We start from the raw sequence: 19,441 nt of genomic DNA, 5'->3' as shown, positions 1-19,441 counted from the left end.
GAAGTGATCAGCCGTTCCAGCGGCCGGTGGTGGCGAACTCGGTCAGGATCTCGGTCGGACCGGTCAGATCGATGTTCTGGGCAGCCACCCAGTCATCGTTGAAGTAGGTGCCCGCGTACCGGTCGCCGCCGTCGCACAGCAGCGTCACCACGCTGCCGCTGCGACCCGACGCGACCAACTCGGCGACGAGATGGAAGGCGCCCCACAGGTTCGTGCCGGTCGAGCCACCGACGCGACGACCGAGCGCGGTGCTCGCGTGGCGGGCGGTGGCGATCGAGGCCGCGTCGGGCACCACGATCATCCGGTCGACCACCTGGCTGACGAACGACGGTTCCACGCGAGGCCTCCCGATTCCCTCGATACGCGAAGGCATCCCGGTTTCATAGCCCGCGTCGCCGGTCTCGTAGCCGCCGTAGAACGCCGAATGCTCCGGATCGACCACGGCCAAGCGCGTCGCGTGCCTGCGATACCGGATGTAGCGCCCGATCGTCGCGCTCGTGCCGCCGGTACCGGCGCCCACCACGATCCACTCCGGCACCGGATGGTTCTCCAGCTTCAGCTGTTCGAAGATGGATTCGGCGATGTTGTTGTTGCCGCGCCAGTCGGTGGCCCGCTCGGCGTGGGTGAACTGATCCATGAAATGCCCGCCCGATTCGGCGGCGAGGCGCTTGGCCTCGGTGTACATGTCCGGCGGTCGATCCACGAAATGGCAACGGCCACCCTGTGCTTCGATCAACGCGACCTTCTGCGGCGACGTGCTCACCGGCATCACCGCCACGAAATCCAGACCGAGCAGCTTGGCGAAATAGGCCTCGCTCACCGCCGTCGAACCCGACGACGCCTCGACCACCGTCGTCCCCTCGGTGACCCAGCCGTTGCAGATCGCGTACAGGAACAACGAGCGCGCCAGCCGGTGCTTGAGGCTGCCGGTGATGTGGGTCGACTCGTCCTTGAGGTAGAGCTGCACCGGCCAATCGGCGGGCAGCGGATAGCGAAGCAGGTGGGTGTCGGCGGAGCGCTGGGTGTCGGCGTCGATCAGCCGGACGGCATTGTCGACCCAGTCACGCGGGGCGCTGCGGTCGAGGTATTTCATGCCGACGTGCTGTCGTCGTCACCCCGCAGGCGGGCACGCAGCTGCGCCTTGTCCTGGCGGCGGCGCGCGTCGACGACGGCGATGTCCTCGTTCACCTTCACCCGCAACTTCTTGAACAACGTCAGCGAGAGCGGCATCGCGACCAGCAATGCGAACAGTGCCGCGACGATCACCGGCACTTCGACACCGATCAGCTTGGCGACGCCTACGATCAGCGCGGCGATCACCACGACCAGCCCGAGACGGGCAAGCGTGTAGAGCGCGAGATTGCGTGCCAGGCGCTTTCCGGCGCCGGAACCCTGCTGACCTGTTGCTTCACTCACCGCTACAGCTTAATGGGCGCCGCCGCGACAGCGTTCACCAGCCGCGCACGGCCTCAGCGAAGGCGGAGGTACGCCTAGCGCCGGTGAATTTGTGGTCGATGCGGCCCCGTTCGCGGCTTTTGTCTATTACTTCCCCTTTACCAACAGTAGGTGGTTCGACTAGGTGGGGGTCACAGTGCGACGATGACGCCACTGATGAGGGAACTGTCGAGAACGGAGAGGTTAGCTATGACTGCGATCACCGTCGGCCTTCAGGACACTCTGCTGACACCAGGCCAAGTGGCCGCCATGTTCCATGTAGATCCCAAGACCGTCACCCGGTGGGCCCATGCGGGTCGGCTGGGTTCGCTTCGCACGCCGGGCGGACATCGCCGATTCCGCGAGTCCGAGGTTCTTCAGTTGCTCAGATCGCTCACCACCGAGGCAGCACCCCGCTGACTCGCAGGCTGACGCGAGCCCGCCGAGGGCTCGCGTTCGCCGAAAATTTCCCTCCCGTTGCGGATGTGCACACGGCGCGGACACGGCTACCCTCGATAGCAGGAGGTGAGCGACGTGACGTACCTGTTGGCACTGATCGCGATCGTGGCCATCGCGGTGCTGTGCTGGAAAGCGTTCGGACCCGAACGGCCCCGCCCGAATTCCGGACCCGCCCCGCGCAGACCGGTCCTCGGCCCCGACGACGACCCGGAATTCCTCTGGCGCCTCGGCAAACAACCCCGCGACGACTCCGGCCCCACCGAGTGACCTCGATTTTGTGTGTCGCCGTGAGCTGACCCACATACCCCCGTTGCGCGGCGAAAGAGCTGGGTAGATAACGTATTCCGGTGATTGATGTGCAGCAGGGTTCTGTCCCGACCACCTGGCGCGCGGCCGACGGCAGCGCCGTGACGTTCACCGAGGCACGGTCGGAGTGGACTCGTGCCGCACACGAGGTGCTGGCCGAAACCGCCAGCCGATTCAACAACTTCATCGTCAACACCGAGCTGGCCGAACTGGTCCAGGAAGAATCCGGCATCCGGACCGCGGTGAAGTGGCAGCACTGGCTGCCCGTCGTGCTCGACAAGGTCGCCGAGCACTGTCACAAGAACAACGAGCCGCCCCTGAGCGCCCTGTGCGTGCGCAAGAACCAGACAGTCGGCACCGGCTACCGCTACATCCTCGAACTCGCGGGCCTGCCCATCCCCGACGACCTCGAAATGCACGCCGCCGCCGCCCGCTGGCAGTGCTACCAGCACTACGCCACCGACCTCCCCGCCGACGGCGGCCTCCCCACCCTCCCCCCGAAGGTCGCCGCCATCCGCCAGTCCACCTCCGCGGACCTGGCCACCGCCGAAGCAGCCGAGGCAGCCGTCAAACGCTCCACCACCGCCCGCCGCAGCACCGCCGCAGTCCCCAAGCCCGAACCGGTCCGCAAACCGGTCTGCCTGAACTGCCACGTAGAACTCCCCGCCAACAAGATCTGCTACTACTGCTGATCAGCGGTCACCACGCCAAGGCCCAGAAGCTCTTCCGAGCCCTTGGCCTTACGTATTTCCTTGATTCGCACCGGAATTGAACCGGCACACTGGAACCGTGTCCCCTCACGAACACGGCCGCACGTACACCCGAGCCGCACGCGGCGCACTGGACCGCGCCGCCGAATATTCAGCTCAGTGGGGGCATGCCCACACGAGCCCACTCGGTCTGTTGCTGGCATTGATCGATGACAACGCCCCAGGCATGGCCGCCATCCTGCTCGAACGACACACTGCGACAATCACAATCCGTCGAGCGATCGCCACCCACCTGCGATCATCCGATTCCGCCACCGAGACCATCGACGCTTGCCTCGATCACGCTGAACAAGAGAATCCCGCCCGCCCCCTCGGCACCGATCACCTGCTGCTCGGTCTTCTGATGGCAGGGTCAGCCGCCGGCGACATGCTCGCAGCCAGCGGAATAACGCTCGATCAGCTCCGAGCCACACGTTCCGCACTGGGCGACACAACGTGTTACGGATGCGCCGAAGCAGATCCGCGACCATCACCTTTCACCGTTCCTGCGGCGAACCTGCCCACCGACCTCGCCGAGGTCCTAGCCGAGATCACCCACTGGCGTCACCTGAAGGAACAAGCGGTAGACGCCGGAAACTTCGAACTGGCAGCCCAACTACGGAACTCCGAGAAGCAAGCCCACAAGCGCATCGCAGACTGGGATCAAGCCACTCAGACCGACCGCCTGGGCACCGCCATCGACGAAATCCTCCGGCTACAGACCGCCCTCGCACACCTCACAACCCTGCTCCACTCCGGACACGGGATTTCGACGTAACCACCAACTGGCATGGCATTTGTGGCCTACGCGGATAGGCCTCGATTTGCCGACTACGTCGCGATATTCGTGGTGGGCACGGTAAACCGGACCTGCTCGCTGGTCGATTCCGACCAGCGGAGGTCGATGACGGTGCGGTCGCTGTCGAGGTGTTCGACGATGACCACTCCGATCGGGCACGCCATCGGGAAAGGTGCGTCGGGTCGGAGGGCGTCATCGTCCGGTCCGAAGAAGCGCGGCAGCTTGTCGATCACGGAATGCTTGACGTCATCCGCGTCGACGAACTGGACCTCGATAACGCCTCCGGCGGTGGAGTCATCACACACCCACCGGACAGCTGTCCCTCGCAACGTCGGCACACCGAATTGTCCTACAGCCCGGTGCAAACGCTCGACTCGCGACTTGGGCGCGGTCAGTTCAAGCCGGCGTAGCTGTGCAGGCCGCTGATCACCATGTTGATGATGAAAAGGTTGAAGAGCATCGCGACGAAGCCGGCGATGTTGATCCAGGCTGCCTTGGTTTCTCGCCAGCCGGAGGTGGCTCGGGCGTGCAGATACGCCGCGTAGAGGACCCAGGCGATGAAGGAGCAGGTTTCTTTGGGGTCCCAGCCCCAGAAGCGGCCCCAGGCGGCTTCGGCCCAGATGGCGCCGAGGATGACGCCTGCGCCGAAGAGGGGGAAGCCGATGATGGTGGTTTTGTAGGCGAGTTGGTCGAGGGTGCGGGCGTCGGGGAGGCGGCGGGCGATGGTGCCGAGGATGTTGGAGGATTCCTCGCCTGCTGGTATACGCATGCGGAACAGGTAGAGGAGGCTGGCTACGCCGGAGACCAGGAAGACGCCGCTGCCGATGCTGACGATCGTGACGTGGATCGGGAGCCAGAACGAGCGAAGGGCGGGGACGACGGGGGCGGCGTCGGCGTAGAGGACGGTGCCTGCCAGGAACATCAGGATCAGGACGGGGACCAGCAGGAACGCCCACATGGAGCGGTAGCGCTGGTCGCGCAGGAAGATCAGGCCGATCACCACGGCGGCCGCGGTGGCCATGGTGGTGAACTCGTACATGTTGCCCAGCGGGAAGCGGTGGGTGGCGAAGCCGCGCAGCACGATCGAGGTGATGTGCAGGACCGCGCCTACCGACAGCACCGAGAAGGCCATGTCGCCGAAGCGTTCGGCACGCGACTTTCCGGCGGGGGTTTCGACGCGGCCCGGCAGTGACGGGTCGATCGTGGTGCCCTGTTCGCGGCCGACGACCGCCTTCGTCCGCGCCGAGGCGTACTGCACGATCAGCAGCACCGTCGCCAGGGTGTAGACGGCGATGGCCGACATGAAGGCGAAGTCGCTGTAGCGGGCCAGCGTTTCGTCGATCTGCATCAGGATTCCTTCTCCGCGGCGAGCAGGCGTGTCCGCAGTCGATCGAATTCGGCGCCCCAACCGGCTTGATCGCTCCGGGCGAGGCCGCCCATTTCTACTACGGTGTGTCGTTGATCCACGGTACCTGCCGAAGCATCAGCGGGGTACGTCCGGATCCAGATCCGGCGGCGTTTCAGCAGCAGCGACACCAGCAGACCGGCCATCATCGTCAGCGCGCTGACCAGCACCCACTGCTGGGCGGGGTCGTGCGAGACCTGCAGGTTGACGAACTCCTGGGCCCCGTCGAAGGTCACCTTCGTCCCGTTGGGCAGCGAGGTCGACTCGCCCGGACGCAGGTTGACGCGCGCTTCCTTGGTCAACCGACCCTGCTTGATCATCTCCGGATCCAGCGAGAACAGCGACTGCGAGCGACCGGTGTCGAGTCCGGTGTTGCCGCGGTAGACGTCGACCGCGACGGCCGGGTCGTCCATGCGCGGGAACGACGAGGTGAGCAGGCTGCCGTGGAACAACGCGGTCGGCGCGAACAGGCCTTCGATCGCGATCTGGTTCTGGCGGCGTTCCTCCTCGGTGGCGTACATGCCGCCGGGCGGGTCGATGCGCAGCACGCCGCTGGACAGGAAGGTCTGGGCGTCGTCGGGGCGCCACTGGATGGTCTCGGTGCGGGTCTGCCCGTCCGGGAAAGTGACGGTGAACGTCGGCGCGAAACCGTGTCCCTGCAGGTAGACGCGGTCACCGGCGACGCGCAACGGATGGTTCACCCGGAGCTCGGTACTGCGCCAGGTGTCGGTAGCGAGATCCGCGCCCGCCTGGTACTCGATGTTCGAGTGGAACATCTCGGCCTGGCCGGTGGGCAGGTAGTCGGCCTTGAAGTCCTTCACCTTGACGCACAGCGGCGTCATGCCGGTGCCGTCGTTGGTGTTGCCCGCGCGGAACGAGTCGAACACCGCGGGTGAGGTGGTGCAGAAGCCGGGCCCGTTGTTGGCGATCACGATGACGTTGCCCTCGTACCCGAGCAGCTTGCCGAGCGCGATCGCGACCAACAGCCCCACCAGCGACAGGTGGAACACCAGGTTGCCGAACTCGCGCAGATAGCCCTTCTCGGCGGACAGCGTCACCTCGCCATCGCGCTGACCGGGGCGAACCTCGGTCCGCCAGCCGCGCAAGGACGCCTTAGCTGCCTCGATCACCTGGTCGGGCGTGCGAACGTCGGTCTCGCTGAAGTGGTGCGGCAACCGGCCGAGATTGCGTGGCGCGGGCACCGGCGGGGTGCGCAGCGCCCGGTAGTGGTCCCAGCAGCGCGGCAGGATGCAGCCGACCAGCGAGATGAACAGCAGCACGTAGATGGCGGTGAACCAGAAGCTGCCGAACACGTCGAACAACTCGAACCGGTCCATCCACGGGCCCAAAGTCGGCCGGTCGGCGATGTACTGCTCGACCTTCTGCGTGTTGAGACTGCGCTGCGGCAGCAGTGCGCCGGGGATGGCGGCCAGGGCGAGCAGGAACAGCAGCACCAGTGCGGTGCGCATGCTCGTGAGCCCGCGCCAGGAATTCCGGACCAGGGCCCAGGCCCGGCCCGGCAGTGATTGCCGGACGGGCGGGGTGGGGGTGGTCGGAGTGGTCAGCGTGTCAGTCATCAGATCGGAAGAGTCACCTCGGAGACGAACCCGTCACGCACCCAGCTCACGAACTGATCCCATGCCCCCGTGACCAGCGCGATGCCGACGGCAACGAGCAGAACACCCCCAACAACCTGAATGGTGCGCGAATTACGCCGCAGCCAACCGACCCCACGCAACGCGCCAGCCGACCCGAAGGCCAGCACGATGAACGGCAACCCGAGCCCGAGGCAGTAGGCGACGATCAACGTCACCCCACGCACGGCGGTGGTGCCCTCGGTGCCCGCGGACACCGCCATCACACCCGACAGCGTCGGCCCCAGACACGGCGTCCAGCCGAGCGCGAACACCCCGCCGAGCAGCGGCGCGCCGAGGATGCTGGTGAGCCTGCGCGGCTCCATCCGCGTGTCGCGCTGCAGGGCCGGGACCAAACCAATGAACACCAGACCCATCAGGATCGTCACCACACCGCCGATGCGCTGCAGCAGTTCCCGATTCACATTGAGGGTCTGGATCACGCCGAAAACAGTGGCCGTGGCCAGCACGAACACCACCGTGAACCCGGCGACGAACAGCCCGGCGGCACCGGCGACCCGCAGCTTCGCGCTACGACGTTGCGCGGTGAGGACCGCCTGGCTGCTGGTGGCGGGCGGCGCCTCGGCACCGACCAGACCGGCCAGATACGACAGATAACCGGGGACGAGCGGCACGACACACGGTGAAGCGAACGACACCAGGCCCGCGAGCAGGCAGGCTCCCAGCGCCAGCAGAAGCGGACCCGATGCCGCCGTCTGCTGGAAGGAATCCCCGACTGCGGCGAGCGGCATCACTCGTCGGTGTCCGAATCCTGCTGCTCGTCGCGCGGCAACGACAATTTACGCTCGGTCTCGGCCGGTTCAGCGGGCCCGAAATCGAACAGACCGGCACCGGCGACACTGCGCGGCACGGTCGCGATGCCGGCCCAACGGTCATCGACCGTCCAGCCCGCACCCATTCGGCGCGCGCCCTGACGGGGACGACACGCGGTCAGATTTCCTGGACGACGGCGGCTGCTCACTACTGCTTCTCCTCGGCGGCGATGCGCTCGACCACGGGCTGAAGGTCTTCGGCCAATAGCGAGCGAAGGAAGACCGCGGCGATCCGGTGCTGACGATCCAGGATCAACGTGGTCGGAATGACACTGGTGGGAAAGTTTCCGCCGAGAGCGAGCAAGGTCCGCATCGACGGGTCGTAGATGGACGGGTATTCGATCTTGTTGTCCATTACGAAGTCCTGGGCTTTGTCGCGCTGATGATCACGCACATTGATGCCCAGGAACGCGACGCCTTGATCTCTGGTCGCCGCGAAGACTTTTTCGAGCGCGGGCGACTCGGCGCGGCACGGGCCACACCACTGTCCCCACAGATTCACGACCACGATCTGGTTCGGGAAATCACCGACCGAAACGGTCTTTCCCTCGTTCATCAGATCGGGCCCCGAGAGCGTGCCGATCGTCCCGCGCGCTGCGGGCGGATCGTAGTAGATATCAGTCTTACCACCGGGCGAGACGAATTCGAAGGTCCCGCCACCGGTGGCCACCGCATCGGTACCCGTCGAGCAACCCGCCGCTGCGGCGATCACCAGCAGTGCGGTCAGAACGGCGGTCAACGCCCGCGGCGCACGGCCACGGGCGGTTCCCGATGAGGTGAAGCGTGTCATGCGCCGTGTACCGACGGATCCGAGGCGCCCGCGGGCTCGGAGTAGACGATGTCGACGAGGGTGTCGCCGTGGTAGACCAGCGAGGTCAGCGACGCGAGCGAGCACTGACGATTGCGCGGGTCGTGCCACAGCCGCTGGCCCTGCAGGAACCGGCGCAGCGTCCACACGGGCAGCTGATGCGAGACCAGAACCACCTCGTGACCTGCGGCTTCGACGCGCGCCTTGTTCACCGCGGCGAGCATGCGGTGGGCGATCTGCAGGTACGGCTCGCCCCACGACGGGGTGAACGGGTCGCGCAGCTTCCACCAGTGCCGCGGCTTGCGCAGGGCGCCGTCGCCGACCGACACGCGCAGGCCCTCGAAGGTATTGCCCGCTTCGATCAGGTTCTCGTCGGTGCGCACGATCAGGTCGTGGGCGGCCGCGATCGGCGCCGCGGTCTCCTGGGCGCGCTGCAGCGGGGAGGCGATCACCATCGCGATGTCGTGATCGGCCAGCGACCGCGCGACCGCACCGGCCTGCGCGCGACCGGCCGCCGACAGGCTGAAGCCGGGCAGGCGACCGTAGAGGATGCCGTTGGGGTTGTACACCTCGCCGTGGCGCAACGCGTGCACGATGGTTTCGACGGTCGACGGGTCGTCGTCGAGGGCGGGCGGGGCGGAGGCGGGGGCAGGATGGGGCGCCTCGTCGCTATCCGCCGGGACTGGGGCGAATTCTGCGTCGGGCTGGTCGGAGCTCACGCTGGGGATCCTTCGGGGGTTGCGGCCGCGGCCGCGAGGGCGGCGGCGGGCAGAGCGGCGGCGATACGGTCGAACGCGTCCTCGTCGAGTGCCGCGGAGACGAACCATGCCTCGAACGCGCTCGGCGGCGCGTACACGCCCGCGTCGAGCAGGGCGTGGAAGAAGGCCGGGTAGCGCCAGGTCTGGCTCGCTTTGGCGCCGGCGTAGTCGGTCACCGGGCGCTCGGCGAAGAACACGCTCACCATATTGCCTGCGAACTGGACTTGATGCTCGACACCGGCTTCGGTCAGGGCTTTCGCGAACAGCGAACCGAGGCGATCGGCGTTGCGGTCCAGGGCTGCATACACCTCGGTGTCGGCCGCGCGCAGCGTCGCAAGGCCCGCAGCGACGGCGACGGGGTTACCGGACAGGGTGCCCGCCTGGTAGACCGGGCCGAGCGGGGCGAGGTTGTTCATGATCTCGGCGCGACCGCCGAACGCGGCGGCGGGCAGGCCACCGCTCATCACCTTGCCGAAGGTGTAGAGGTCGCCCGCGACACCTTCACGGCCGTACCAACCAGAGGCGCTGACGCGGAAACCAGTCATCACCTCGTCCATGATCAGCAGCGCGCCGTTGTCGTGGGCGAGGTCACGCAGGCCCGCGTTGAAACCGGGCAGCGGGGCGACCGCGCCCATGTTGCCCGCGGCGGCTTCGGTGATGACGCACGCGATCTGGCCGGGGTGCGCCTCGAAGGCGGCGGCGACGGCGGCGAGGTCGTTGTAGGGCAGCACGATGGTGTCGGCAGCCTGCGCGCCGGTGACACCGGGCGAGGTCGGCAGACCGAGCGTCGCGACGCCAGAGCCCGCGTCGGCCAGCAGCGCGTCGACGTGACCGTGGTAGCAGCCGGAGAACTTGATGATCTTGGATCGGCCGGTGAAGCCGCGCGCAAGGCGCACCGCGCTCATGGTGGCCTCGGTGCCGGAGTTCACCAGACGCACCCGCTCGACCGGATCGACACGCGCGGCGATGGCCTCGGCCAGCTCGATCTCGGCCTCGGTCGGCGCACCGAACGACAGCCCGCTGGTCGCGGCCTTCTGCACGGCTTCGACGACGGCGGGGTGGGCGTGACCGAGGATCATCGGACCCCACGAACACACCAGATCCACATAATCGTTGCCGTCGGCGTCGATGAGCGTGTAGCCGCTCGCGGAGGTGATGAACCGGGGCGTACCGCCGACCGAATTGAACGCACGGACCGGAGAATTGACGCCACCCGGGATCACCGAAGCTGCCCGCTCGAAGAGCTGGGCCGAAACCGGTACCTGCGTAAGACTCACGGATTCCAGTGTCTCAGTTCGCCTCGGCACGCCGGACGACAGGGTGGAACACAGTGACCCAGACCGCAGCGACCCACCGACGACACGCCCGACACGCCGCCCCTATCGGCCGAACAATTCGATCTAGGCCCATTGGCCTGCGACTACGCTCCGGGCGGCTCAGCACCTGAGCCGGTGGTGATTCGGCTATCAGCGAGAGGGTTTTTCATGCGTTTGCGCGTTACCAGCACGGCCCTTGGCACGGGGTTCGTCGCAGCGGGAGTGCTGTTCGGCGCGGGTTCGGCCACCGCGTTCGCACCGCTGGCCCAGCCCGATCGGATCGGCGCTCAGCTCAGCCACGAGGAAACCGTGGCGCTCGGGTCGGGGCCGATTCCGGCGATCACCGCGATGTTCGTGCCCGCAACCAGGATCGGCGCAGGCCTGCACCCCGACACCGAGCTGTACCGCAGCGCCGACGGCGGGGTTCGCGCCACCCTGCGTCAGGTGGTGACGGAAGCGGCGGGTCATCCCGACGGCACCGTCTCCGTTTTCCTGAACGCGCCCGGCACGCGCGGCGGCCGCGTCGTCGACGTCTACCAGCAGTGGACGTCCTAGGCGCACCTTCGCTGCGGCCGTGCGACGAAGGACTGACGAACGCTTCGCCGCGGCCTCGGCCTAGGTGTACATGCACGGCACTTCGGCGGAGATCGTGTGCAGGTGGCACATGATGCCGTTGTAGATCGCGCTCGAGCCGGTCTCCGGGGCGAACCCTTCGGCGGCCTGCTCGGCGATCATCGGGGTGAGCGGCAGGCCGGGGGCGGCCTGGGCGGGAGCCGCGGCCAGTGTGATCGTCGCCAACGCGGCGGCGGTACAGATTCCGGCGGTCAGTCTGGTCATCGAATCCTCCTCGAGGGAGCCCGCGCCGCGAGCTCGTGTCCCGAACCCCCACGCGCGCATCGGAATTCGGCTTCCGCTAGAGCATCGGTTCGATGTCGCGGCGCGCTACAGATCTGGTGTGGATCCTGGCGGCGGCGTCGATCACCAGTAGCCCGCCCACCGTCACCAGCGCGCAGGCGAGCACCAGCAGCGGCGGCACATACCGCACCGCCGTGAAACCGGGATGCTCCTCGGTGCCGACGAATTCGGTCGTGCGCTCTGCGGCACGCCAACTGAGGACCGCACAGGCCACCAAGAGCGTGGCGAAGCCGAGTTCGAACAGCGGGCGTCTCATGCCTGCGATCTTGCCAGGATCGGCTCAGCCGACCAGGCGCGGGAGCAGCAGCAGCGCGATGACAGCGAGCGTGAGGACCACCATCAACCCGATGACCAACAGGTCACGCCGCAGGCTGTGTGGTTGGTGAATCACCACGCGCATCAGTGCCTCCGCTCAACAGGTGTGATAATCCTCACCATACACTGTGTGGGGTCACTTTCGGTGAGCCAGAAAATACTTCGTCGACTCCGGCCGGTAACTCAGGTATGCCGCGCCCGCGGCCAGCACGCCCTGCACGATGGCCGTGCCACCCGCCACGATCGTCGCGGGATTGGCGACGGCGGAGAAGGTGAACATCGTGGTAACGGCACCGAGCCCCAACCAGACGGCGATCACCATGAGTACCGTGCGCGCCCAGGATTTTCCGCGCCCGAGCTGATGCGCCACGGCCACCGTGACACCGGCCAGCAGCAGGCCGACCAGCGCGGTCAACGCGAAAGCAACCAGCACCATCAGGTCGATGGTCGACGCGGGGAAGCTCGGATCCGCCTTGTGCATCTCGTCGAGGAACTGCTTGGTGAGCTTGTCGCGCTCGCCCATCATGGTGACGACGCTGGCGCCGGTGTAGACGACGCCGAGGCCGGCAATCCCCCACCACAACTGGCGGGCGGTTCCGACGTCTTCGGGCATCGGAAGGGTTTCTGGTTTGTTCGGTGCAGCGATCACGACAGCCAGTGTGCTGCCTCGGTCGCCCAATAGGTGAGCACGATGTCCGCGCCCGCCCGCCGGATGCCGATCAACGATTCCAGGATCGAGGCCCTGCGGTCGATCCAGCCGCGCTCGGCGGCGGCGGTGATCATCGCGTACTCGCCCGAGATCTGATAGGCCGCGACGGGGACCGTCGAGCGGTCGGCGACGTCGCGCAGGATGTCGAGGTAGGACATCGCGGGCTTCACCATCACGATGTCGGCGCCCTCGGCGAGGTCGAGGTCGAGTTCGCGCAGCGATTCGCGGCGGTTGGCCGGGTCCTGCTGGTAAGTGCGGCGATCGCCTTCCAGCGACGAGCCGACGGCCTCGCGGAACGGGCCGTAGAAGGCCGAGGCGTACTTGGCGGCGTAGGCGAGGATGGCGGTGTCGGTGCTGCCGACCGCGTCGAGTCCGCGCCGGATCGCGCCGACCTGGCCGTCCATCATGCCGCTGGTCCCGAGCAGGTCAGCGCCCGCGTCGGCCTGCGACAACGCCATCTCCACGTAGCGGTGCAGGGTGGCGTCGTTGTCGACCGCGCCGTCGGTGCCGATCACGCCGCAGTGGCCGTGATCGGTGAACTCGTCGAGGCAGGTGTCGGCCATGATGACCGTCGCGTCGCCGACCTCTTCGGCCAGCGCGCGCAGGCCCCGGTTCAGGATCCCGTTCGGATCGCTGGCCTGGGAACCGGTCGCGTCCTTGTCCTCGGGCAGCGGCACCCCGAACAGCATGAGCCCGCCGACCCCGGCGGCCACCGACTCCACGGCGGCCTTGCGCAGCGAGTCGAGCGAGTGCTGGTACACCCCCGGCATCGAGCTGATCTCGCGCGGCTCCTCCAGCCCGTCGGCCACGAACATCGGCAGCACCAGCTGACGCGGCTGCAGCGTGGTCTCGGCGACGAGCCGTCGCAACGCGGGCGTTCTGCGCAACCGCCGCGGGCGGTCGAAAGCGGTCATAGCCCGCAGAATACGCCTGTCCGCCGCCGGTCGCCGCGGCGCCTACAGCGCGTCGTAGTCGCGAACCGGTTCGCCGACAGCTACCGGTGAATCGCCACCTGCAGAGCTTCGCCGAGGTCGGCAACCGGGTGTGGCGAACCTGTGGATAACATCGAAACACTGTGGAGCTCAATGACTTCCGGGCGCGAGCGCCGAAACTTGTCGGTGCCCCTCGCTATAATCGAAAGCGTGTTCGAGGGTTCCGACGATCGGGGGCGGAACCCACACGCAACGGGAGGACGCCGACATGAACGCCATTGCCGCCAAGACCACTTTCATCACCGCGCCGTACGTGCCGCTGGAGAAGAAGCGACTGCCCGCGGGCCGTCCGCGCCGCTGGTACGTGACGCACAATCGTCGGCTCAAGGCCATGCGGTTGACGATCGCGCTGCTGGATTCCGGTGTGTACCTACCCAATCAGGCCACCAACGAGACGATCCGCCGCACCGCCGAGAAGATCGACATCCGCCCACCCTCGGATGCCACCTGCCGACTCGTGCGCACGCTGCTGCGCTACAGCCGGTGACCCTGATACGCCGAAAGCCCGCCGTCGCGGGCGGGCTTTCGGGGTATCTACTGAGCCTAGCGGCTGCTGCTGCGGCGGCTCTTCTTACGCGGCGGGGGCAGCAGGCCCTCGGCGCGCAGGCGCGACGCGTGCTCGGCCAGCGCCTCCACCAGCGGGCCCACCTGCGCGGCCTCGGGCTGCACGTCCACGCGCAGACCGAACTCGATCGCGGTCTCGGCGGTCTTGGGGCCGATGCAGGCCACGATGGTGCGCGCGTGCGGCTTGCCCGCGATGCCGACCAGGTTGCGGACCGTGGAGGACGAGGTGAACAGGACCGCGTCGAAACCGCCGGTCTTGATCATCTCGCGGGTCTCCGCCGGCGGCGGCGAAGCGCGCACGGTGCGGTAGGCGGTGACGTCGTCGATCTCCCAGCCGCGCTCACGCAGGCCCTCGGCGAGGGTTTCGGTGGCGATGTCGGCGCGGGGCAGCAGCACCCGGTTCACCGGATCGAACACGTCGTCGTAGGGCGGGAAGTCGGCGAGCAGGCCCTCGGAGGACTGTTCGCCGCTGGGCACCAGTTCGGGGTTGATACCGAACGAGCGCACCTTCTCCGCGGTGGCCTCGCCGACGCAGGCGATCTTCACACCGGAGAACGCGCGAGCGTCCAGACCGAACTCGGCGAACTTCTCCCACACCGCGCGCACCGCGTTGGTGGAGGTGAAGACCACCCACTGGTAGCGCCCGTCGACCAGACCCTTGACCGCCCGTTCCATCTGGGCGGGGCTGCGCGGCGGCTCCACCGCGATGGTCGGCACCTCGATCGGGATCGCGCCGTGGGTGACGAGCCGTTCGCTCATCTCCCCCGCCTGATCCTTGGTGCGCGGAACCAGCACGGTCCAGCCGTAGAGGGCACGCGATTCCCACCACGACATCTTGGCGCGCTTGTCGACTTCCTTGCCGACCGTCACGACCAGCGGGCCGACCAACTCGGAAGCCGCGTTGTTCAGCGAGGCGAGAGTGGCCTCGATCGTGCGCTGCTGACGGGTGGTGCCGCGCACGGTCACCGCGACCGGAGTCTGCGGAGCCAGACCGTGTTCCACCAGCGCGCTGGCGGTCTCGGCCAGGTGGCCGGAGGTGGCGTGCAGGACCAGCGGGCCGGGAGCGGCGGCCAGCGCCGACCAGTCGACCTCGCCGCGCACATCGGCCTCGGTGTGCCCGGAGCCGAGCGCGATACCCGCGTAGCTGGGCACGGCCGAACCGTTGGGCAGGCCCGGCAGCACCTCGAACACCATGTGCGAACGGGTGACGGCATTGACCTCGCTGATCACCGAATCGGTGGTCAGCGGATCGCCGGTGACGATGCGGACCACGTCGTGGCCGTTGCGAGCCTCGGCGATCAGCGTCTTGGCCACCTCGGCCGGTTCGCCGAGGGCGGGCCGCACGTCGACCGGGCTCACGCCGTTCTCGTCCGCCTCGTGGGCGATACCGATCAGGGCGAGCACGCCCTTGTCGACGTCGGGGTCGGTGAACGCCAGCATCGCCCGCTCGAGCACCTCACGGGCGCGCACGGTCAGCAGGGCCGGGTCGCCTGGGCCGGATCCGACGAAAAGGATCCGCCCTGGTTGCTTCTTGGTAGCTCGGCTGCTGCTCATCGGTTGTTCTCCATCGGGCTGGAATTAGTGAAGTCGGTGGGTGCCGGTTCGTCTGTGACGCTCAGCAATGCGCGAGCACCCAGGTCCAGCAATTCGCGCGCCAGCGTGCGACCGAGTTCGGCCGCGTCTTTCGGCGCGCCGACGATCGAGGCGCGCAAGACGTCGGAGCCGTCGATCGCAGCGGCGCAGGCGCGCAGCGAGAGTTCGTCGAAGATCCGGCCGTCCTCGTCGATCGACTCGACGATCTCGGCGAGCGCTCCGATCGGCGCGGTGCAGCCTGCCTCGAGCTCACCGAGCAGCGAACGCTCGGCGAGCACCGCGGCTCTGGTCGCGGCATCGTCCAGACCGGCGAGTACCTCGATCAATTGCGGGTCGTCACTGCGGCATTCGACCGCGAGAGCACCCTGCGAGGGAGCGGGCAACATCTGCACCGGCTCCAGCGATTCGGTGATCTCGTCGGTGCGCCCGATCCGGCACAGGCCCGCGCGGGCGATCACGATGGCATCGAGTTCGCCCTCGCTCACCTTGCGCAGGCGCGAGTCGATATTGCCGCGCAGCGGAAGGATGTCGAGGCCGAGACCGAGCGCGCGCAACTGCGCGGCACGGCGCGGGGCCGAGGTGCCGACGCGGGCACCGGCGGGTAGTTCGCCGAGGACCATGCCGTCGCGAGCCACCAGCGCGTCGCGCGGGTCCTCGCGCGGCGGGATCGCGGCGATGGTGAAGCGCGGGTCCTGCGCGGTGGGGAGGTCTTTATAGGAGTGCACCGCGATGTCGATGCCGCCCGCGGCGAGCTCGTCGCGCAGCGCGGAGGTGAACACCCCGACACCGATCTTCTGCACCGGATCCGACGACAGGTCGCCCGGTGTCTTGATGACCACCAGTTCGGCGGGTTGCCCCACCGCGATCAGCGCATCCCGGATGGTGCCCGCCTGTGTCAGCGCGAGCAGGCTGCCGCGCGTGCCGATCCGCCACGGCGCACTGCTGCTGCCTGCGGTCACGGTGTCCTCTTCCTGCACTGTCGTGGTCATGCGGTTTCCTCCTGCGCATGCCCGAGCGGCGCTGCGTGGTTTCGCATACTGCCTGTGTCGGGTCTTGACTCGGTCAAGCGTGACGGCCCGTCGCCGAAATGGCCTGCGGTGAAGTCGTCGGCCAGCGCGGCCTCGGCCGCGGCGACCTCCATCGGTGCGGCAACCGCTTGTACCGCACCGGGTTTCAGTTCGAACAGCTCACGCAACGCCTCGGCGTAGCTGTCGCCGCCCGGGGTGGACGCCAGCTGCTTCACCCGCACGGTCGGCGCGTGCAGCAGTTTGTCGACGACGCGGCGCACGGTGCGCGCCACCTCGTCCCGAGCCGGGTCGGCCAGGTCCGGCAGCCGCGAATCGAGGCGGAGCAGTTCGGCCTCCACCACGTCGGCGGCCCGCTGACGCAGCGCGGCCACCGTGGGGGTGACCTCCGCCATGCGTTGCCCGGCAAGGTATTTGGCGAGTTCGTCGGCGACGATGAGGCGCGCGGCGGCGGTGTCGTCGGCCGCGGCACCCGCGGCCGGATCGCGCTGCAGCGATTCGATGTCGATGACGGCGACGCCCGGCAGGCCTGCCACAGCGTGCTCGACGTCACGGGGTAGGCCGAGATCGCAGAAGACCAAGGGACGTTCGGCGGCCTCGGTGCGCGCCCGGCCCGCGAGCGCGCGATGCGTATCGGCCAAGGTCACCACGGACCCGACCGCGCCGGTACAGGTGATCACGATGTCGGTGCCCGCCATCGCCTCGGTGAGTCGCGACATCTCGACCGCATCGGCGTCGACACCGTGCATGGTGCGCCCGGTTTCGGCGAGCCGCTGTGCGCGTTCGAGGGTCCGGTTGACGACGATGATGCGCCCGATCCCGGCGCGCGACAGATGCGCGACAGCCAGCCCACCCATCGCACCCGCGCCGACCACAACCGCGGTCCGCCCGGCGAGATCGCCGACCACACCACGCGCCCGATCCAGCGCCACCGAGACCACCGACGCACCGGCCCGGTCGATCCCGGTCTCCGAATGCACCCGCTTGCCGACCCGCAACCCGTGCTGGGCCAACTCGTGCAGTGTGCGCCCGACCGCCTGCTGACCGTCGGCGCTGGCGTAGGCACTGCGGATCTGGCTGAGCACCTGCTGCTCGCCGACGACCATCGAGTCCAGACCGCTGGCCACCGCGAACAGATGCTCGGCCGCGGCCTCGCTGTAGCGCACGTAGGCGTGCTTGGTGAGATCGCCGAGCGGCAGCCCGGAATGCTTGGTAAGCAGCTCGCTCACCTCACCGAGGCCGCCGTGGAAGGCGTCGACCACCGCGTAGACCTCGACGCGGTTACAGGTGGAGACGATCATCGCCTCGGACACATGGCTCGACGAGAGCAGCCGATCCACCAGTTTCGGCCGGTCGGCCTCATTGATGGCGACCTTCTCCAGCACCGATACCGGGGCGCTCCGATGCGAAATCCCGACCAGCAGCACACTCATGCCCGCACCTCACCGTGTCGCTGATTCGCTCGCCGACGCTCGCTCATGGCGTGATCACCGATCCCTTGGTGCTTGGCTCCGTTGCCGAGTGGGGGGTTGCCGAATGCGGCGCGGTGCGACGCGACGGCCTGCCGCGAGCCGGTTCGACCGGCGCGGCATGCGTGAGGTGGTTCGGCGGCGGCACCCGGCGCGCGATGCGGCCGGAGCCCACCTGGGCGATCTCGGGTGCGTCGTTGCGGGCGGCGTCGAACGACAGCATCTGCAGTTCCATCGCCAGGTCGACGCGGCGAACCTGCACATGGGCGGGCGCGCGAAGTTCCAGCGGCGCGAAGCTCAGAATCGACGGCAGTCCGGCGTCGACGAGCCGATCGCACACATCCTGGGCGGCCTCGTCGGGCACGGCCACCACGGCGATCGTCGGTGCCAGCGCCGGAATCTGGGCGGTCAGCAGCTCGACATCGCGCACGACGAGACCGGCGTACGACTGACCGATGACCGCCGGGTCGTTGTCGAAGATCCCGACCACGGTGAAGCCTCGTACCCCGAATCCGCCGTAACCGACCAGCGCGCGGCCGAGATTGCCCGCGCCGATCAGCACTACCCGATGTCCCTGCGACAGTCCGAGCACATCTTCGATCCTGGTGCGCAACTTGGCTACGTCATAGCCGACACCCCGCACACCGTTGGGTCCGAGAAAGGAAAGATCCTTGCGCAGCTTCGCCGAATTGACACCCGCCGCGACAGCGAGTTCCTCACTCGATACGATGGCAACACCGGAGTCGGCCAAGCCGGCGAGAACCCGGAGATAGGTAGCCAGACGAGTCACCGTGGCCTGCGGGATGTCCCGCACGAGAGCCTTGCCGGAGACGCCACTCGGCGTCTCGTGCTGCTCTGTCACGTCGTCGGCTCCTCGTTCCGGGCCTGATCACGGTCCGGTTCCTCTGCTTGTTCACCGGTGTGGGTCGCTGCGATGTCGAGAGCGCGACCGGTGCCATAGGGGCGGTACAAACCCGGCCACCGCCGCCGCGTAGTGCGGCGGTGCGGATTGCGTGTCACCACCGTAACCGCTTGTGCAGGCGTTCACAAAGTCGGTGAATTCGGCCTCATTTTCCGTCGCGACCAGCGATCCGGCTCAGGTCGGCCCGTAAACGGGGCTCATCGACGTCGAAATAGCTGTGTTCACGGCCGTTCAACAGGACCACCGGCAGTCGATCGCCGTATTCGGCGCGCAGTCCCGGGTCGCTGACCGCGGCTTCGTCGACGTCGATGGTCGCCACCGGGAGACCGAAATCACCACAGATCGTCTGTAATTGCGTCAGTGCCGTGGTGCACATGCCGCAACCTGCGCGGGTCAACAGGGTCACCGTCGGTGTGGGATCAGTCATGAGCCCTAT

The 19,441-nt window shown here is 67.7% G+C and carries 25 protein-coding genes; 6 read left to right on the top strand and 19 right to left on the bottom strand.

The window, feature by feature from the left end:
• Nucleotides 1-7 precede the first annotated feature (7 nt).
• Nucleotides 8-1,093, bottom strand: coding sequence for a PLP-dependent cysteine synthase family protein (locus ACFWUP_RS10960; protein ID WP_379233030.1), 1,086 nt, complete (start codon nt 1,091-1,093; stop codon nt 8-10).
• Entirely contained in the window at nt 1,090-1,416 is a 327-nt protein-coding gene (locus ACFWUP_RS10955; RefSeq protein ID WP_379233028.1) for a DUF4229 domain-containing protein, read from the bottom strand. Before ACFWUP_RS10955 ends, ACFWUP_RS10960 begins: the two co-directional genes overlap by 4 nt.
• 228 nt (nt 1,417-1,644) lie before the next feature.
• Between ACFWUP_RS10955 and ACFWUP_RS10950 the strand changes: the two genes are divergently transcribed.
• From ACFWUP_RS10950 to ACFWUP_RS10935, 4 genes are all read left to right on the top strand, one after another.
• On the top strand, nt 1,645-1,854 hold the full coding sequence (locus ACFWUP_RS10950; RefSeq protein WP_056814442.1) for a BldC family transcriptional regulator: 210 nt from the start codon (nt 1,645-1,647) through the stop codon (nt 1,852-1,854).
• Nucleotides 1,855-1,968: 114 nt separating this feature from the next.
• Nucleotides 1,969-2,160, top strand: a complete 192-nt coding sequence (locus ACFWUP_RS10945) for a hypothetical protein (RefSeq protein WP_379233026.1) — start codon at nt 1,969-1,971, stop codon at nt 2,158-2,160.
• Between the two features lie 80 nt (nt 2,161-2,240).
• Nucleotides 2,241-2,891: a hypothetical protein gene (locus ACFWUP_RS10940; RefSeq protein WP_379233024.1), complete on the top strand. Its 651-nt coding sequence runs from the start codon at nt 2,241-2,243 to the stop codon at nt 2,889-2,891.
• A gap of 97 nt (nt 2,892-2,988) precedes the next feature.
• On the top strand, nt 2,989-3,726 hold the full coding sequence (locus tag ACFWUP_RS10935) for a Clp protease N-terminal domain-containing protein (RefSeq protein ID WP_379233022.1): 738 nt from the start codon (nt 2,989-2,991) through the stop codon (nt 3,724-3,726).
• A 53-nt stretch (nt 3,727-3,779) separates the two neighbouring features.
• Here ACFWUP_RS10935 and ACFWUP_RS10930 read toward each other — a convergent pair whose 3' ends face one another.
• From ACFWUP_RS10930 to hemL, 8 genes are all read right to left on the bottom strand, one after another.
• Nucleotides 3,780-4,052, bottom strand: coding sequence for a hypothetical protein (locus ACFWUP_RS10930; protein ID WP_379233020.1), 273 nt, complete (start codon nt 4,050-4,052; stop codon nt 3,780-3,782).
• 86 nt (nt 4,053-4,138) lie between these two features.
• A complete protein-coding gene (ccsB, locus tag ACFWUP_RS10925; RefSeq protein ID WP_379233018.1) occupies nt 4,139-5,095 on the bottom strand; it encodes a c-type cytochrome biogenesis protein CcsB in 957 nt (318 codons plus the stop codon).
• Nucleotides 5,095-6,729: a cytochrome c biogenesis protein ResB gene (locus ACFWUP_RS10920; protein WP_379233016.1), complete on the bottom strand. Its 1,635-nt coding sequence runs from the start codon at nt 6,727-6,729 to the stop codon at nt 5,095-5,097. The genes ccsB and ACFWUP_RS10920 overlap by 1 nt, the downstream gene beginning before the upstream one ends.
• Nucleotides 6,729-7,538, bottom strand: a complete 810-nt coding sequence (locus ACFWUP_RS10915) for a cytochrome c biogenesis CcdA family protein (RefSeq protein ID WP_379233014.1) — start codon at nt 7,536-7,538, stop codon at nt 6,729-6,731. Before ACFWUP_RS10915 ends, ACFWUP_RS10920 begins: the two co-directional genes overlap by 1 nt.
• Nucleotides 7,538-7,768, bottom strand: a complete 231-nt coding sequence (locus ACFWUP_RS10910; protein WP_379233013.1) for a hypothetical protein — start codon at nt 7,766-7,768, stop codon at nt 7,538-7,540. The genes ACFWUP_RS10915 and ACFWUP_RS10910 overlap by 1 nt, the downstream gene beginning before the upstream one ends.
• Entirely contained in the window at nt 7,768-8,409 is a 642-nt protein-coding gene (locus tag ACFWUP_RS10905; protein ID WP_379233011.1) for a TlpA disulfide reductase family protein, read from the bottom strand. Before ACFWUP_RS10905 ends, ACFWUP_RS10910 begins: the two co-directional genes overlap by 1 nt.
• Nucleotides 8,406-9,023: a histidine phosphatase family protein gene (locus tag ACFWUP_RS10900; RefSeq protein ID WP_379233308.1), complete on the bottom strand. Its 618-nt coding sequence runs from the start codon at nt 9,021-9,023 to the stop codon at nt 8,406-8,408. The genes ACFWUP_RS10905 and ACFWUP_RS10900 overlap by 4 nt, the downstream gene beginning before the upstream one ends.
• Nucleotides 9,024-9,142: 119 nt before the next feature.
• Entirely contained in the window at nt 9,143-10,462 is a 1,320-nt protein-coding gene (gene hemL, locus ACFWUP_RS10895) for a glutamate-1-semialdehyde 2,1-aminomutase (RefSeq protein WP_379233009.1), read from the bottom strand.
• 207 nt (nt 10,463-10,669) lie between these two features.
• Here hemL and ACFWUP_RS10890 point away from each other — a divergent pair, with 207 nt between their 5' ends.
• Complete coding sequence (locus ACFWUP_RS10890; RefSeq protein ID WP_379233007.1) at nt 10,670-11,056, top strand: hypothetical protein; 387 nt, start codon at nt 10,670-10,672, stop codon at nt 11,054-11,056.
• A 60-nt stretch (nt 11,057-11,116) separates the two neighbouring features.
• Here the strand turns inward: ACFWUP_RS10890 and ACFWUP_RS10885 are convergent, their stop codons facing one another.
• The 4 genes from ACFWUP_RS10885 to hemB all read right to left on the bottom strand — a co-directional run bounded on the left by ACFWUP_RS10885 (nt 11,117) and on the right by hemB (nt 13,354).
• On the bottom strand, nt 11,117-11,338 hold the full coding sequence (locus tag ACFWUP_RS10885; RefSeq protein WP_379233006.1) for a hypothetical protein: 222 nt from the start codon (nt 11,336-11,338) through the stop codon (nt 11,117-11,119).
• A gap of 76 nt (nt 11,339-11,414) precedes the next feature.
• Nucleotides 11,415-11,672 (bottom strand): hypothetical protein, encoded by a 258-nt coding sequence (locus ACFWUP_RS10880; protein WP_379233004.1) that lies wholly within the window; start codon nt 11,670-11,672, stop codon nt 11,415-11,417.
• A 195-nt stretch (nt 11,673-11,867) separates the two neighbouring features.
• The gene (locus tag ACFWUP_RS10875; RefSeq protein WP_379233002.1) at nt 11,868-12,344 is read right to left on the bottom strand and encodes a hypothetical protein; all 477 of its coding nucleotides are present in this window, start codon (nt 12,342-12,344) and stop codon (nt 11,868-11,870) included.
• Between the two features lie 32 nt (nt 12,345-12,376).
• On the bottom strand, nt 12,377-13,354 hold the full coding sequence (gene hemB / locus ACFWUP_RS10870) for a porphobilinogen synthase (protein WP_379233000.1): 978 nt from the start codon (nt 13,352-13,354) through the stop codon (nt 12,377-12,379).
• A 286-nt stretch (nt 13,355-13,640) separates the two neighbouring features.
• Here hemB and ACFWUP_RS10865 point away from each other — a divergent pair, with 286 nt between their 5' ends.
• Nucleotides 13,641-13,919 (top strand): hypothetical protein, encoded by a 279-nt coding sequence (locus tag ACFWUP_RS10865; RefSeq protein WP_379232998.1) that lies wholly within the window; start codon nt 13,641-13,643, stop codon nt 13,917-13,919.
• 56 nt (nt 13,920-13,975) lie between these two features.
• On the opposite strand, the gene ACFWUP_RS10860 is transcribed toward ACFWUP_RS10865, so the two are convergent.
• The 5 genes from ACFWUP_RS10860 to ACFWUP_RS10840 all read right to left on the bottom strand — a co-directional run bounded on the left by ACFWUP_RS10860 (nt 13,976) and on the right by ACFWUP_RS10840 (nt 19,432).
• Complete coding sequence (locus ACFWUP_RS10860; protein ID WP_379232996.1) at nt 13,976-15,550, bottom strand: uroporphyrinogen-III synthase; 1,575 nt, start codon at nt 15,548-15,550, stop codon at nt 13,976-13,978.
• Nucleotides 15,547-16,578, bottom strand: coding sequence for a hydroxymethylbilane synthase (gene hemC, locus ACFWUP_RS10855; RefSeq protein WP_379232994.1), 1,032 nt, complete (start codon nt 16,576-16,578; stop codon nt 15,547-15,549). Before hemC ends, ACFWUP_RS10860 begins: the two co-directional genes overlap by 4 nt.
• Nucleotides 16,575-18,047, bottom strand: a complete 1,473-nt coding sequence (locus tag ACFWUP_RS10850; protein WP_379232992.1) for a glutamyl-tRNA reductase — start codon at nt 18,045-18,047, stop codon at nt 16,575-16,577. The genes hemC and ACFWUP_RS10850 overlap by 4 nt, the downstream gene beginning before the upstream one ends.
• Nucleotides 18,048-18,090: 43 nt before the next feature.
• The gene (locus tag ACFWUP_RS10845) at nt 18,091-18,945 is read right to left on the bottom strand and encodes a redox-sensing transcriptional repressor Rex (protein WP_379232990.1); all 855 of its coding nucleotides are present in this window, start codon (nt 18,943-18,945) and stop codon (nt 18,091-18,093) included.
• 205 nt (nt 18,946-19,150) lie between these two features.
• Nucleotides 19,151-19,432 carry a glutaredoxin family protein gene (locus ACFWUP_RS10840; RefSeq protein WP_379232988.1) on the bottom strand — a complete coding sequence of 94 codons (282 nt, stop codon included), beginning with the start codon at nt 19,430-19,432 and terminating at the stop codon, nt 19,151-19,153.
• Nucleotides 19,433-19,441 lie beyond the last annotated feature (9 nt).

Source organism: Nocardia sp. NPDC058658, assembly GCF_042716665.1.
GTDB lineage: Bacteria > Actinomycetota > Actinomycetes > Mycobacteriales > Mycobacteriaceae > Nocardia.
This window is presented reverse-complemented; position numbering and strand designations above follow the sequence as displayed.